This is a genomic window from Halonotius sp. F2-221B (assembly GCF_046719765.1).
Classification (GTDB): Archaea; Halobacteriota; Halobacteria; order Halobacteriales; family Haloferacaceae; genus Halonotius.
This window is the reverse complement of the sequence record NZ_JABEBY010000012.1, coordinates 76282-91055: the sequence shown is the minus strand read 5'-3', so window position 1 is coordinate 91055 and position 14774 is coordinate 76282. Positions and strand designations below refer to the sequence as shown.

The window sequence follows — 14774 nt, the reverse complement described above, 5'->3', positions numbered from 1 at the left end:
CGTCAGCCCCAACTTACGCGCCGTCGTCACCGGATTCGTCGGGTGAAACAACCTTCTTGCCGGTCGCTTTCGGAATCACCGTGCGGTCGGCGTCAGCCCACTCCTGGCGCAGCTCTCGACCTTCGAAGAACCGATCCAAAAACACCGCCAGCCCGGCGACCTCCGAGTGGGGTTGATTGGTCACCCCAACGTTCCAGTCGGCGTGTTCATAGAGATCGAAGGGCACCTTCTCGCCGCCAACGACGACAAGTAGCGGGTCGGTGTCGACAGCCGCCCGGATCTCACCTTCGACATCCTGGATCGGCAGCCCGTACATCGTGAGATGGACGACCGGCCCATCCCAGTTGCGGACGACCGCCGCCTGACTGTCGGTTTGCTCGATCTCGAAGGGGCCGCCGAAGCGGTCGGTGATGTCGGCGACCGTCTCGGCGGCCTGCGTGGCGTTGTCGGGAAGCACGACCCGATCCGCGCCGAGGGCGCGAGCCGTGAGGCCGACGTGGGTCGTCATCCGGTCGTCCCGTCCGGGCCGGTGGCCGTACCGAAGCACGACGACCGCCTGTGAACCCTGCATACCCAATCGGTGTCGACGACCCAGGGTGTGGGTTTCGGTTTCCGCCGGTGGTTACTCGCTGTCGCTGCGGTCGGGAGCCTCGTCGTCGGTATCGGATTCGGCGTCGGGGATGGGCTCAGTATCTGTTGGTGTCGCGGTCGGCTCCTCGGCTGGCGACATCGGCGACGGCGGCCGGCGGGCGGCGACTCCTGGCTCGCCATCGGCGTCTGCATCGGCGTCGTCATCGTCGACAGCGGCTGTATCTACCGACTCGATTGGGGGTTCAGTCGCATCGTCGTCACCGGTGTCGGGGGCTGACGTAACTGACCCATCCTCGATGGCTGTGGTCACGACCTCGCGGACAGCCGGTCGGTCGACCGATCCTGAGGTGGTTCGGGGGATCTCGTCGGCGAAAACGATCGTTTTCGGGCATTTGAACCCCGCAAGGTGGTCACGGCAGTGGCTATCGACCGCCTCGGCGGACAGGTCGTCGTCGGTGGGCACAACAAGGGCGGTCACGCGTTCACCCCACTGCTCGTCGGAAACCCCAACGACCGCGGCCGCCTCGATCGCCGCGTGGTCGGTGAGCACAGCGACGATCGCACCCGGATCGATCGTCTCCCCGCCGCTGGTGATGCGGTCGTCGATCCGGTTGACGACACACAGTGAGCCGTCCTCGGCTTGGTAGCCGATATCGCCGGTGCGGAGGCCATACGAGCAGAACGCCTCGTGGTCGTCGTCACCGTAGTAGCCGGGCGTCACCGTCGGCCCGCTGACGACGAGTTCGCCCGACTCGCCGGGCGCAACCGGCTCGTCGTCGGCACCGAGTACCGTCACCGCAGTCCACAGCAGCGGGCGGCCGACAGTGTCCGGTTGGTCGAAGGCGTCGGCTGGCCGGGCGGTCGCCACCTGGGAGGCGGTTTCGGTCATCCCGTAGGTCGGATGTACCGGCACCGAGTAGTTCTCACACCGCTGTATCAGCGCGTCGTCGGCCGGCGCGCCGCCGAGCAAGACGACCCGCAGGGAATCCGACAGCGTGCCGCGTCGATCCAACATCCCTTTCAGCATCGTCGGCACCAGCGACACCACCGTCACGTCGTAGCGATCGAGATCGTCGGCGGCCTGGCCGGGATCGAAGTCGGAACGCAGAACCACAGCTGTTCCGTACAGCGTCGATCGGAAGATCGGGGCGATCCCACCGACGTGGTACAGCGACAGCGTCAGCAGCCAGCGATCGGCGGGGTCGACACCGAGCCGGAACGCCGAGGCGATCGCACCCGAAAGCAGATTCCCCATCGTCACCACGACCGGCTTTGGCCGACCGGTCGAACCGGAGGTGAAGACGATCAGCTGTGGCTCCTCGCGGTCCCACTCAACAGAGTCGATCGACGCCGGCTCGACATTCTTGAACGATTTGACGGCCGCCCACTGTGGCTCATCGACCGAGGCGATCGGCACCTCCTCGACGGCCTCAACGGCCGCCGGCTCGGTGTCGATATCACAGACGACGAGTGTGAGATCCAACTGGTCGATCTGTGCGCCAAGTTCCTCCGCTGTCAGCCGATGGTTCAGCGGGACGAGCGTGACGCCGAGCCGCTGGGCCGCATGGAGGAGACAGACACCCAAAAACGTTCGCGGCAGCAGGGTGCCGACCTGGTCGCCGGCCGCAACCCCGAGGTTGGCCAGCCGGCCGGCGGTCTCGTCGACGGCGGCGTCAAGGCCGCTGTATGACCACCGGGTGTCGGTGTCGGCGTCGATCACCGCGAGATCATCGGGGGTTGCCGCCGCGCGGTGGGAGAGCCAATCACGCATCGCTGATCACCGATCGGCTGACAGGGGGTACATGCATGCTCAGGACTCCGCGGCCCGCACAGTCAACACCGGACAGGGTGCGGCGCGGACGACGCGTTCGGTCACACTCCCCAAGAGGACGCGATCGAGGCCGGTGCGACCGTGGGTGCCCATGACGATGAGATCCGCACCGACAGCCTCGGCGTAGTCGGTGATCTGCTCGTGTGGCGAGCCGACCGAGACCTCGGTGACGGCCTCGACACCGGCGTCGGCAGCGGTCTCGGCGATCGTTTCGGTCGCCGCCCCGGCACGGGCTTCGAGACCCTCAAGTACCTGTTCGGAGCTCACATCGAGTGAGGCGTACGCCGCGCTGTCGACGACCGAAAGCGCGTGCAGCGTCGCCCCGGAGCTGGCTGCAAGATCGACGGCGTGCGCAACAGCCGCGCCGGCCGGCTCGCTGCCATCGGTCGGAACAAGGATAGTATCGTACATATCGCAGTGTTCGTCGCGCCGGGACATAATAACTTGCCCGCGATCCCACCGCGTGAAATGCCGGCGACGAGAGCCGAACCAACAACATTTCAACCGCCGTCACCACCTACAATCCAGTATGCACACGCCCGGAGGCAGCGATGGGTGAGTCGACAGCGGCCGACCACCGCGTCCGGATCCGCGGGATCTACACGACCGCGCTGACAAAGCTGGCTCTCGACGCCGGCTGGACGGTCGTCGACGCCTCAGCACCGATCGAACGCCGGTTTGACGCCGACTTTGATAGCGGGGGTCACGATGTCGCCATCGAGACAACCGCCGACCGACAGGGGGTCGGTGTTGCCGGCGCGCCCGCGGCGGTTGAGACGGTGACGAGCCGCCTCGCTGAGATCGGGATCGACACCTGCTGGTGGAACGATCCGGCCCCGGTCGGCGCGGTCATCGACGGCCAGGTCGCCGACACGACAGGCAGGGGAGCGATCGTCGATCTCGGTTCGACCGAGGGGTATCTCCCCTTTGATTCGATCGAGAACCACGTCGACACCGGCGACACGGTTCGGGTGCAGGTACGGGAGTCGACGCCACCGTGGAGCGACAGTCGCCGCCGACTGGGCGGCGGGATTCGGGTCTCGACTGACCTCGTGACGCTGCGTCCGGAGGACGGCTCACCGACCGTCGACAGCTATGACGACGCTGCCGCCCGCGAACTCCTTGGGATGGCCGAGTTGCTGGAGATCGACGCGCCTGACGGCTGGCGGATTCAGTGGCAGCACGCCGCCACCGAGGCGTCGATGGCGGAGCTACGAGCAGCGTTGGAGACGGCGACCGCGCAGGCCGAGACAGTCGCCGCGGAGTTGGCTGACGATACTGGTGGCGATGCTGGAAGTGTAGACAGAGATGCTGCACCGCAGGAGGTGTTGAGTCAGCGGGCTGGTACCTGGTGTTGGTTCGGCCGCGAGTCACGGTTTGCCCTGGATAAGATTCGCCGGGAGGTGACCGACACGATGGCCGGCCACCACCGGATCAAAGCCGGCAGCGACGGCGCGAGCGCGGCGGTCGACTTCGTCGAATCGCTCTGTTCGACGGCCGACCTCGGCGACGCCGACGCCGACTTTCCCTTCGCTGTCGTCGCCGACAACTTCGGGCCAACCGTCGGCGACGAGATCGGGATCAACCACGGCAAACCCGACGGGCGGCTGTTTAGCCTCGGCGAGGGCACCGTGACCGAACGGGATAGCGACTCGATCACCCTCGTCCGCGAGCTTTCCGGCGGCGGCCGTTACGACGGGTTGGACGTGCCGCGATCCGACGGCGACACCGCGACAACAACGTTTCAGGAGGGGCGGTGGTGGTATCCGACCGTCTACCGCGACCGCGACGACGACCTCATCGGCACCTACGTCAACGTCTGTACGCCGCTGGAATGTTTTCCGGACGGGGTTCGGTACATCGATCTTCATGTCGACGTACTAAAATATCCTGACGGAACGGTCGAGCGCGTCGATGACGACGAACTCGACGAGGCTGTCGACAACGGCGAGATTACCGAGGAACTGGCTGAGAAAGCGAGAGCCGTTGCGACCGCGTTGGAAACGTCGCTGTCGTAGCTGTCTGGGGCAGTTGTTGTCGGCCCGCGGCCGACTCAGAAGTGGCCGGCCGACTCGTTGGAGTACTGCACGTCGCCGCCGCGGCCGCCTTCGACCGTGTCCGCGCCGGTGTCGCCGGTCGAGGGCACCTTGACCTGCACGTCCTCGATCTCCTCAAACTCCATATACATATCGCGCTTGATGTTTTGGGCGGTGACGTTTGAGATCCCACAGCCCGAGCAGGTGCCGCCGAGTTCGACGACGACCTGGCCGGTCTCGGGGTCGGCCTCTCGAACCATGCTCGTCCCCCCATGCATCTGGATGATCGGCATCTGTTTGACCATCCAGGTTTCAACGCGGGATTTGAGGCTCTCGTCGGACATAGCTTGGTCTATGTGCTCAACGTATGGGTAAGTTGCGGTTCCAGCAGTCGGGACAGCGATGAATAATCGTGAACGACGCCGACTCAGAGAATCATGAGCAACGCCGGCTCAGAGCTTCGAGCGATCGCCCGTCCCGCCGGTGAGCGCGCTGGCGACCGCACCCTTGACCACCACGTCGTCACCGAGTTCGGTGAGATTGACCTCGGGGATGTTCGTCATCACCATCTCATCGAGGCGGTCGCGGATCGGATCCAACACGAGATTCGGGTTGTTGAGCGCGACCGCGCCGCCGACGTTGATCACGAGCGGCGCGTAGGCGTGGATGATGTTGGCGACGCCCATCGCGTTCCAGTGGCCGAGTTGGTCGATGACGTGGTCGGCGAACGCGTCCTCGCCGGCAAGATCGAAGATCGAGGCCGCCGAGAACGCCGGATCGTCGAAGGCGAGGTCGGTCTCGATCGGATCCTCGGCGTGGAGGCGTTCGGCATAGCGGGGGATGTTGTTACCCGAGCAGTAGGCCTCCCAGTGGCCGTCGTGGCCACAGCCACAGGTCATGAACCCGTGTGGGTCGAGTGTCATATGGCCGACCTCGCCGGCGTTGCCGTCCCAGCCGGCGATGACGGTGCCGTCGACACAGACGCCCGCGCCGATCCCCGAGGAGATAGTCAGGTAGACCATATCATCGGGGTTGCGCTCGCTGTGGAACCGCTCGCCGATGACGCCCGCGATGGTGTCGTTGTGCAGATACACATCCTCCGTAGCCAACAGCTTCGAGATCGGCCCGGTAAGCGGGATGCGGTCGATCCGATCCGGGAGGTTCGCCGGGTTTTCGACCGCCCCAGCGGCAAGATCCAGCGGCCCGATCGAGCCGATCCCGCAGGCGGTGACGGTGCCGGGTGTCACGCCGGCCTGCCCGCAGGCCGCGCGGATCGCATCGAGAATGGCTTCGGTGACCGCGATCCCGGTCGGCCCACGCGGCGTTTCGGCCATGGCACTCCCCAGGATCGCCGCCGAGCTATCGGCGACAACAGCCCGGATGTTCGTCGCCCCGAGGTCGACACCCACGTAGACGGCCATCACCTGACTTCGGGGAGCGACCGCACTTAATTAGGGTGTTTTTGCTCTCGGTGCCGCGTCAAAACAAAGCGCGATCAGTAGTCCGGGGCGTCGTCTTCGACCTCTCGCTTCAGGGACTCCCGGCGGGATTTGGCGTCACGGCCGGTCGCCTCAAGCAGGAACTCGTTTTTCAGCGAGACGGCCTCCTCTGCGGCGTCGGCCTCGCCGTCGGCGATGACCTCCTCGGCCGGTCGCTCCTCGAAGTGGACGGCGATCTTGTCCTTTTTGCCGCTGTACTCGGCGGCCCCCGCGAGGATGCGTTTGAAGACGGCGTTGTCGGGGTCGTCGACAACGTACAGCTCGTGGCCGTTGTGTTCTTCGGTGCCGGTGACGGTGCCGAAGTACGATTCGATCGTTGCCTCAAGGTCGGGGATGCGATCATCGAGATGCTCCCCGCGGCGCATCTTGTACTCCTTCATTGCCCGCCGATTAGCAAGGGGATGGTTTACAGCTTTCGTCGTCGCTATCTACCAGCGTGGTGGGAGGTTCGGTGCGCGGGGAGTCGTGATGGGCCGACAACAGCGGAGTTACTCCCCAAGCGGATCGGGAGCCGGCGGCATGGAACGCTTGTGTTCGCTGCCTTCGACAAGCGATTCGACGCGTCGGATCTGGTCGTGGTCGACGCCGTCGAGTGCGCGGAGCGTCGCCGCCGTCGACAGCGGGCCATCGATGTGGAGTGCGAGAATTGCGTCCACGGTGTCGTAATCCAGCCCAAGCTCGTCCTCGTCGGTTTGGCCGTCCCACATGCCGGCGGTCGGCGTCTGGGCGACGAGATCCGCGGGGACGCCAACGGAGTCGGCGAGCTGTCGCACCTGCTGTTTGTAGAGGCCGCCGATGGGGTTGCAGTCGACGGCCTGATCGCCGTACTTCGTGAAGTAGCCGGTCATCGCCTCCGCGCGGTTGCCGGTGCCGAGAACAACCCGATTCTCGGCGTTGGCGACAAAGTAGTTGAGCACCGCCCGCGTGCGAACGTAGACGTTGCCCATCGCCATCCGATCCTCGGTCGCGCTGGGGACGGCCTCGAAGACCTGTTCGGCGATCGGTTGGATCTCGATGATGTCGTACTCGATGCCCAACTCCTCGGCGACGCGCTCGGCGTCGCTCATGTTGTCGGGATCGTTGACCTCGCTGGGCATGACAAGTCCATGAAGGCCGTCGGTACCGAGTGCCTCAACGGCGAGATACGCGGTTGTCGTTGAGTCGATGCCACCTGAGAGGCCAAGCGTTGCGCCCTCGGCGTTGGCGTCGGCGACGGTCTCCTCGATAAACGAGACGAGGCACTCACGGACAGTATCGAGCTCGGACGCTGAAAACCGGAGGTCGAGCGGGGCACTCTCGGAGAGAACGTTCGCGGTGGTAGCAGACATACTGTATAGATAGCGCGGCAGCATCAAATAGGCTTGTACCACCACCAGTTTCTGGATACATGTCCTATTATTATCCGACAGAAGAAGTTGTTTTGTTCAATAAATTGAATTTATTGTGTATAATATGACTTTTGATAGAGATCACACAACTAATCGCAGAGACACTGAAAGAAGAGATTTATGAGCCGTCATCAAGTAGCGATGTAGTGAGCGCGCCGTTGGTCCAGTGGTAGGACAGAGCCTTCCCAAGGCTCTAGCCCGGGTTCAATTCCCGGACGGCGCATTTTTTGTCGAACGACGTGAGGCGAAAATCGCCACGGGATGGAATCAGGGAGCGAACGGAGTGAGCGACCGAGGTTCAATTCCCGGACGGCGCACGACGAAGGAATGTGCCGTCCAAGGATCCACCCGTTCCGCTCGCGGGGCTGCCGGACAGCCCAGTATGCCAGCGACAGAGCCACCATCAGCCAGCAGCGGCAGTGTCGAGTATCTAGGGATGACCAAGCGTTAAGATGCACGCTTTGGATACACAACGTATGGACGCCGATAGCGAGGTTCCTCCGCACGAGACGTAATCCCGCATGCCACTCGAATCGTTGCTCCCGGAGCCGATCCGCTCACGGTACGCGCTGAAGCTGCTCGGCGGGGCGATGCTGATCGGCCTGCTGATCACCGCGATCAGCGCGACGACCGTCATCGATGTCGCCGACAGCGTCAGAGACGAGCAGCTGCGCTCGATGGAGACAAACGCCGAGCTGGAGGCCAACACCCTCGCCCAGTGGGTCGACGGCAACCAGCAGACGATCCGGACGCTCTCAAGTCACCGCGGGCTCGATCCCGACGCACCTGCGGCGACAGCCGCCGTCCTTCGGCAGGAACGCGAGGCACTATCAACCGAGGTCGCGACGCTGTCGTTGGTCGAACGCAGCCCGGCGACGTTTTCGAAGGGAACCGACGAGCGGATCGTCGCCAGCACAGAGCCGTCCTACGTCGATCGGTCGCTGTCGGTAACCGATGTCAACTGGAAGCCGACCGTCGGCTTCAACTTCAACGGCACCGATGATGTGATCCTCTCGTGGGTGTACACCGACGAGGAGGAGGCACTCGTCGCCATCGCGTCGCCGACACCCGGCGGCGACCATGTTCTCGTCGGCGAGTACCGAACCGACGTGCGAGCCGAATCGTTCACCAGCGTGATCGAGGGCACCGAGACACAGGTGCTGGGTGGGTTCACCGCCTTCGTCCTGTTTGACGAAAACCAGACAAACGTCATCAGCCCCTACAAGGGCGACCGGGCAAACACGACGATCGGGAGCCGGATCCTCGATACCGCCCCCAACGCCACGCTGAACGGCTCGGTACTCACCGACAACAGCGTCAAAGGCTACCACAGCGTACCCGGCGAAGCCGTCGACTGGGTCGTTGTCAAGGAAGCCCCACGGGAGAACGCGCTTGCGGTCAGCGACTCAATCCGTACCGATCTCACGGCCTTGGTCGGCATCACGCTCCTTGGGTTTCTCCTGATCGGCGTGGTGATCCAACGGGGGCCGATCCGCTCGATCCAGCGGCTGGCACAGCAGGCCGACGCCATCGCCGACGGCGAGTTGGCTGTTGAGATCGAAACCGAGGGCCGCGAGGATGAGATCGGTGATCTCCGGACAGCGTTCCGCAACACGAAAGCCTACATCGAGACGATCGCCAGCCAGGCCGACGCCCTCTCCCGGCAGGCGTTCGATGACGACGCCTTCGAAGCAGCGATCCCCGGGCGGATCGGGGCGGCGATGGCCGACATGCGCGGCGATCTTCGGCGGTTTATCGACGAGCTAGAGGCCGAACGCCAGCGGTATTCGACGCTGGTCGAACAGAGCAAAGACGGTATCACGGTTATCCAAGACGAGGAACACGTCTTCGTTAACGAGCGGTTGGCCGAGATCACCGGCTACAGCCGCGAGGAGCTTGTCGGCATGTCGTATGCGCGGCTCGTTGTCGATGAGGATCTTGCTGGAGCCCGCGAGCAGGCCCGGCGAGTGCTCACCGATTCGAATCCTGCCGACCAGTACGTCCACGACATCGAGACCAAGACCGGCCAGCGACGCCGCATCGAAGCGACCGGCTCAAAGATCACCCACGACGGCGAGCCGGCGGTGTTGATCAACGCCCGAGATATCACCGAACGGAAGCGTCGTGAGCAACGGCTGGCGGTGTTCAACCGCCTCCTGCGACACAACGTTCGGAACCGCCTCGATGTGATCAAAGGCCACACCGAGCGGCTGGCCGACCAGACCGACGGCGACCACGCCAAGACGGTGTTGGCGGCGGCCGACCGGCTGGCCACCCTTGGCACCCGCGCGCGGCGCATCGATCGGCTGATTGCGCGTGATCCCGAGCCGACCGCGGTCGACGTGACCGCCGTTGTCACCGAGGTGCTCGACAGCCTCGACACCGCCGATGTGAGCGTCGAGACCGAGCTCACCGAGCCCGTTTCGTTGCGAACAGACGCCGAGATACTCCGGATAACGCTTTCGAGCCCGCTTGAAAACGCTGTCAGATACGCCGACTCGACGGTGACAGTCGCGGGCACCCAAACGGCGGCAGGCTGTCGGATCGTCATCAGCGACGACGGGCCGGGGATTCCGACCACCGAACTCGACTCGCTTGCGGCCGGCACCGAAACCGATCTGCAACACGGCCGCGGGCTCGGCCTCTGGCAGCTCAAATGGGGCGTTGACGCGCTCAACGGCGAACTGGAGTTCGATACTGAGGACGGCACAACGATCCGGATCAGCCTTCCTGCGCTCGGTGAGGCGGCGACTGAACGCGATGGCGATGCTGCTGGCGACAGCAGTGTCGACGACGAGCGCGATGATAGTGGCAACGATGATGGCGACAGCAGTGGCGACAGCGAGCGCGATGATAGTGTCGACGACGATGGTAACGACGAAAGCAACGGGAGCAACGAGACGAACGGCAGCAACGACAAGAACGACACCGACAGCGCAGATACCTGATCAGCCAGCGGCGGCTGTCAGAAGACAGTCACCGGAACTCGAAGGCGACATCGTCGTCGATCCGGAACACCTCGCCAGCGTCGTCGGCCGCAAGCCGGCTGAACGCTTGGCGGACGATGTGACGGTCGTAGCCGGTTTCATCGACGGCAGCGGTAAGGAGAAGCGTTTCCCGACCGATCCCTTCCAGATACCGACTTCGGATTGTCTCGACACAGTCGGCGACAGCCTCGGCCTCCACCGCGCGCTCGAAGAGATCGGCGTTGGCTGTGACGAGTGAATCCGTCTCATCGTAGATGAGCTCGCCGTGCCGAAGGTCGATCAGACAGACGCTGACGTTTTCGCCGTACTGCGTCCGGCTGAGCTCGTCATCCCGAACGTGGCCGACGACACGATCCGTCCACCCGGTCGGTGAGGCGATCCCAAGCAGGTACGGGGCCGCGCTGTCGGCGGCCGCCTCGACGGCGTCGCCGACGATGGCGACGAGATCGTCGACATCGGCCGGGGTGGCATCGAGGCCGTCGCGGGCGTGCCGCCGGAGGTGAGAGCAAACCGTCGCCTCGATCACCATCCGCGTCTCGGTGGCGAGCCCGAAGTATTTCGAATCGGTGAGCGTATACCGAGCTGTTGGGTTGATCGGATGGGCCGATACATCGTCGCTGTCCGTGTCGAGGAGGTCGGCCATGCGGTCGCGTTCATCCCGGCGGCTACAGCGGCCCTCCCAGTAGCCGTCGGGGATCGACACCTGTTCGTCGGGGAGCTCGATCGTGTCGGCCTCCTGGATCGAGGTCTTGAATCGACCGATGTAATCCAGCTCGAAGAGCCGGGCGGTGGCCGCGGTGACGGCGTCGCCGTCGGCGGTCTGAGCCGCCGATGCGGCGTCGGCGGATGACTGTTTGGTGTCGACAGCGAGGGCAGCCGATCGACTGCCACCGCCCGCGGCGGTGGGGTGATCGCCGCCGGGGCCATCAGGGTCGCCATCGAACTCATCGAGGGCGATGTCGCCGCCGAGCGTGTCGAGCCCGTGGGTCTCGGCATACAGAAAGACAGCCTGGCGGACGCGCTCGCGGCGTTGTTCGTAGCGGTCGAGCAGCCGGTCGATCACGTCCTGTTGCACATCGGGGTTTTCCAGCAGCGTGTCGATGTTGGCGACCGTGGAGTCGGCGTACGTCTCCAGCAGCTCGGTGACCTCGCCGTCGAGCCGCTGGATGCGCGCTTCGAGCTGTGACTCATCGAGGGTGTCGAACCGCTTGAAGCGATCGAAGTCGACAACCGCCTCAAGCTCCGGCTCGATAAACTCGCCGGCGATCGATTCGGGTACCTCACCCTCGGCGTGGAAACTCGCCGCCAACAGCAGCCGAGCGAGCCGGAGCTCACCGCGCAGTCGATTTTCCTCGCTGCTCGTCAGAAAGCCGTTGCACTCCTTGGTGAACTCCCAGCGAAGCTCCTCCTCATCGCGTTTGATCGCCTCATACCGGTCGAGTCGTTCGAGCTCCGAGAGCCGCTGGAGCGCGGCGAGATCCTCTTTGAGGATGCGATCGGCGGCGTGGGTGAGCTCGGTAAGCCAGTCTTGACAGTCGGTCATGCGAACAGGGATGATGTCGGGGCTGCCGGATCGGCGATCGGCAGCGACGGGTGGAGGGTGGCTGCTGTCGGCTCCGCCGGGAGTGTTGCCGGCGGGAATCCACCCGCTGTCGACGGCGAAGGGTCGCCCGCTGGCGACAGCAACAACCGGGGCCGAAGCGACAGGCGGGTGGGTGGCGTGATCATACAACGGTCACTAGTCTTGTGGACGTATGGTTTCATCATTAATAGATTCACTGTTGCCCACGGCGACGACAGTGAGCCTCCTGTCTCGCCATAGCATGGCAAAAAGCATTATACCTCGAATCCATACATGATGATAATGGACATTCGATCGTGGGTACAGGAGCGGTTCGGGACAGCCGACACGGCGACGCTGCTCGATGAGAGCGTCTACAGCCGAACTGAGCTCCGGAAGGATAAGACAAAGCTCGAACAGAGTCTCAGACAGATCGAATCGGAGATGGACAAACACGCCGAGCGATACCAAAAGTTGTTGCAGAAGGGCGCGGAGGCCGATGAGTTTCGCCGCCAGCAGTACGCCCAGAAGGCCAAATTCGAGAAAAAGAAATACGAGGTGAAAAAGAAAAAACACAAGACCAACAGCATCAAGCTCGGCACCGTCATCTCCATCGAGGGGATGCGAGAGGTGTTGGCGATGCACAACGGCGACGGCGAGTCCTACGAGCTCGATCAGCTGTTCGACGACGAGCTCAACGCTCAAGAGCTCCAACGGGAGGTGATGGATCAGATGGCGGAGTTCGGCCTTGAGATCGAGGATATGAAGCAGGTACAGGAGGCCCTCGACGTGGAGATCCTCGATCAGGATCTGGAGACCGGAGCCGACGAGGAGATCGAGCTCATGGAGGAGATGGCCGCCGGCGACATCAACCACGAACAGGTCGATATCGACGACACCGTCGAGGTCGAACCGGATGACTTCGATGTCGACATCGAGGACAGCGAGCCAAGCCTCTAACCCATGTCGCTGAAGCGGAGTGCCCAGAAGAGCCATCTCGAATCCGAGTACGAGCGCTACCGGAGCCACGCCGAGGCCGCCCGCGAGGAGGGCCAGCAATCGGCGGCCGCCCGCTACTACCGGCAGTGTGTCGGCGTCCTTGAGGATCTCGCCGAACTCGAAACCAACCCGCGACTGGCCACCGAGCGCAAGGAGCTGGCCGCCAACCTGGCGACGGCGGCCGAACGCCTCGAAAGCGACGAGCCGCTTGTCGACGAGAGTGGCGGCTCCGGTGGGTCGACAGCCACGACGACAGCCACCGGCGAGGGCGACACACCCGGGCGGGCCGGTGAAGGCGACGACACCGGCACCGATCCGGAAACGTTTCTTGAGGAGCCGCCCGCGATGGATTTCAGCGACGTTGGCGGGATGACCGATCTGAAGGAGACGCTGAAGGATCAGGTCATCGACCCCCTGCAACGACCCGAGCTCTACGAGGAGTACGATCTCGGCGTCGTCAACGGCGTCCTGCTGTACGGCCCGCCGGGAACCGGCAAAACCTATATTACGGAAGCACTCGCCGGCGAGTTGGGGTACAACGTTGTCATCGCACAAGCCTCGGATATCACCAGCTCGCTGGTCGGCGAGGCTGCCGACAACATGGCTGATCTGTTCGAGATCGCCCGCAACAATCAGCCCTGTCTGCTCTTTCTCGATGAGATCGACGCCATCGCCGCCGAGCGTAGCGGCTCGACCAACAAGACGATGAGCGAAAGCCAGATGATCACGCAGTTTCTCACCGAGATGTCGGCGACGAAGGGTGAGGACGTGGTCGTCGTCAGCGCGACAAATCTGCCCGACGAGATCGATGGGGCCGCCTGGCGGCGGTTCGACGAGCGGATCGAGGTGCCGCCACCGGATGCGACAGCGCGGGCGGCCATCCTCCGGGTTCATCTCCGGGATCGGCCGGTCGTCACCGACGAGATCGACTGGGAGGAGATCAAGGAGGCAACCGACGGCTACGTCGCCAGCGACTTAGAGATCATCGCCTCGACGGCCGCACGCAACGCGCTGAAGGAGGCCAGAGATGCCGACTCGGTCGTCCCGATCTCTCAGGCCCATCTGACAGCCGCGATCGAGGACACCGATCCGAGTCTGGACGCGTGGGATGGCTGATGAACCGGTATCTGCTCTCCGAGCCGACGGCCGCCGATGGGGAGACGACGCGTGTCTCGATCGACTCCCGTGTCGGGATCTACCGGCGCGGCGACGGCAGCAAGGCGATCGTCGCCGAAACCGCCGACGAACAGATCGATCTCGGCGTCCGGGATGCAACCGTCTCCCGGAAGACCAACGGCCGCCCACCGGTCGCGCTGTCACCGATCTCTCGTGGGATCAGCGTCCGCAACCACGGGAGCACAAACCCGGTGACGCTCAGCACCAACCTCCGCACCCACAAGCTGACCGCCGGCGACGCCGCCGCGATCACCGACGACTGTCGGCTGACGATCGGGCTCAGCCTCACGCTGCGGGCGACAGTCGAGGGGGAGGGGAGCCGACAGAACAGCCAGGCCCAGTCGGCTGGTGTCCGGCCGGCCGCCCACGCCAGAACGCTGGCGAACGCGCTGCGAACCGCCAGCGAGGACTCGGTTGCGGAGACTCGTGGCGTCATCAGTGAACTCCGGACGTTCCTCCAGGAACACCCACTGGAGCGCGCGGAGTATGAGTCGGTATGTGCACAGGTCGATCGGATCGAGCAACGCCTCGAAAGCAAGGCCAGCGGACTGCATCGCACCGAGCACCTCGACGAGGAGTGGCAGTCGGAGCTTGCGGTGGTAAGCGATCGGATCGAAAGCATCTACGCCCGTTCGGATCGGTAGCAACGCCGCCCGATCGAGCCGGTAAGACGAGGCTAACCTCTATACGAATCCAGTCCCAACAA

At 64.1% G+C, this 14774-nt stretch carries 14 protein-coding genes and 1 tRNA gene; 7 read left to right on the top strand and 8 right to left on the bottom strand.

Annotated features, from left to right (window positions below; genetic code table 11):
• Positions 1-13 precede the first annotated feature (13 nt).
• From HKK80_RS10325 to HKK80_RS10315, 3 genes are read right to left on the bottom strand one after another with little or no spacing between them, the layout of a single operon-like run.
• Positions 14-571 carry a tRNA (cytidine(56)-2'-O)-methyltransferase gene (locus tag HKK80_RS10325; protein WP_411799516.1) on the bottom strand — a complete coding sequence of 186 codons (558 nt, stop codon included), beginning with the start codon at positions 569-571 and terminating at the stop codon, positions 14-16.
• Positions 572-622: 51 nt separating this feature from the next.
• A complete protein-coding gene (gene menE, locus HKK80_RS10320) occupies positions 623-2362 on the bottom strand; it encodes an o-succinylbenzoate--CoA ligase (protein ID WP_411799515.1) in 1740 nt (579 codons plus the stop codon).
• 39 nt (positions 2363-2401) lie between these two features.
• Positions 2402-2833, bottom strand: a complete 432-nt coding sequence (locus HKK80_RS10315; protein WP_411799514.1) for a universal stress protein — start codon at positions 2831-2833, stop codon at positions 2402-2404.
• A 140-nt stretch (positions 2834-2973) separates the two neighbouring features.
• Between HKK80_RS10315 and HKK80_RS10310 the strand changes: the two genes are divergently transcribed.
• A complete protein-coding gene (locus HKK80_RS10310; RefSeq protein WP_411799513.1) occupies positions 2974-4440 on the top strand; it encodes a DUF402 domain-containing protein in 1467 nt (488 codons plus the stop codon).
• Between the two features lie 35 nt (positions 4441-4475).
• Here HKK80_RS10310 and HKK80_RS10305 read toward each other — a convergent pair whose 3' ends face one another.
• The 4 genes from HKK80_RS10305 to HKK80_RS10290 form a co-directional block, all read right to left on the bottom strand.
• Positions 4476-4802: a NifU family protein gene (locus HKK80_RS10305; protein WP_120102352.1), complete on the bottom strand. Its 327-nt coding sequence runs from the start codon at positions 4800-4802 to the stop codon at positions 4476-4478.
• 108 nt (positions 4803-4910) lie between these two features.
• Complete coding sequence (locus tag HKK80_RS10300; RefSeq protein ID WP_411799512.1) at positions 4911-5879, bottom strand: ROK family protein; 969 nt, start codon at positions 5877-5879, stop codon at positions 4911-4913.
• Positions 5880-5953: 74 nt separating this feature from the next.
• Positions 5954-6337 carry a DUF5611 family protein gene (locus HKK80_RS10295; RefSeq protein ID WP_411799511.1) on the bottom strand — a complete coding sequence of 128 codons (384 nt, stop codon included), beginning with the start codon at positions 6335-6337 and terminating at the stop codon, positions 5954-5956.
• Between the two features lie 108 nt (positions 6338-6445).
• The gene (locus tag HKK80_RS10290) at positions 6446-7285 is read right to left on the bottom strand and encodes an NAD+ synthase (RefSeq protein ID WP_411799510.1); all 840 of its coding nucleotides are present in this window, start codon (positions 7283-7285) and stop codon (positions 6446-6448) included.
• A 212-nt stretch (positions 7286-7497) separates the two neighbouring features.
• On the opposite strand from HKK80_RS10290, the gene HKK80_RS10285 reads away from it, so the two are divergent.
• Both HKK80_RS10285 and HKK80_RS10280 read left to right on the top strand, forming a co-directional pair.
• Positions 7498-7568: transfer RNA gene (locus tag HKK80_RS10285), tRNA-Gly, on the top strand.
• 298 nt (positions 7569-7866) lie between these two features.
• Positions 7867-10293: a PAS domain S-box protein gene (locus HKK80_RS10280; protein ID WP_411799509.1), complete on the top strand. Its 2427-nt coding sequence runs from the start codon at positions 7867-7869 to the stop codon at positions 10291-10293.
• A gap of 28 nt (positions 10294-10321) precedes the next feature.
• Here HKK80_RS10280 and HKK80_RS10275 read toward each other — a convergent pair whose 3' ends face one another.
• On the bottom strand, positions 10322-11875 hold the full coding sequence (locus HKK80_RS10275; protein ID WP_411799508.1) for a hypothetical protein: 1554 nt from the start codon (positions 11873-11875) through the stop codon (positions 10322-10324).
• Here HKK80_RS10275 and HKK80_RS10270 point away from each other — a divergent pair.
• From HKK80_RS10270 to HKK80_RS10255, 4 genes are all read left to right on the top strand, one after another.
• Positions 11874-12056: a hypothetical protein gene (locus HKK80_RS10270; protein WP_411799507.1), complete on the top strand. Its 183-nt coding sequence runs from the start codon at positions 11874-11876 to the stop codon at positions 12054-12056. The genes HKK80_RS10275 and HKK80_RS10270 overlap by 2 nt on opposite strands.
• Positions 12057-12196: 140 nt before the next feature.
• Complete coding sequence (locus tag HKK80_RS10265) at positions 12197-12853, top strand: hypothetical protein (RefSeq protein WP_411799506.1); 657 nt, start codon at positions 12197-12199, stop codon at positions 12851-12853.
• A 3-nt stretch (positions 12854-12856) separates the two neighbouring features.
• The gene (locus tag HKK80_RS10260) at positions 12857-14008 is read left to right on the top strand and encodes an ATP-binding protein (protein ID WP_411799505.1); all 1152 of its coding nucleotides are present in this window, start codon (positions 12857-12859) and stop codon (positions 14006-14008) included.
• On the top strand, positions 14008-14712 hold the full coding sequence (locus HKK80_RS10255) for a hypothetical protein (protein ID WP_411799504.1): 705 nt from the start codon (positions 14008-14010) through the stop codon (positions 14710-14712). The genes HKK80_RS10260 and HKK80_RS10255 overlap by 1 nt, the downstream gene beginning before the upstream one ends.
• Positions 14713-14774 lie beyond the last annotated feature (62 nt).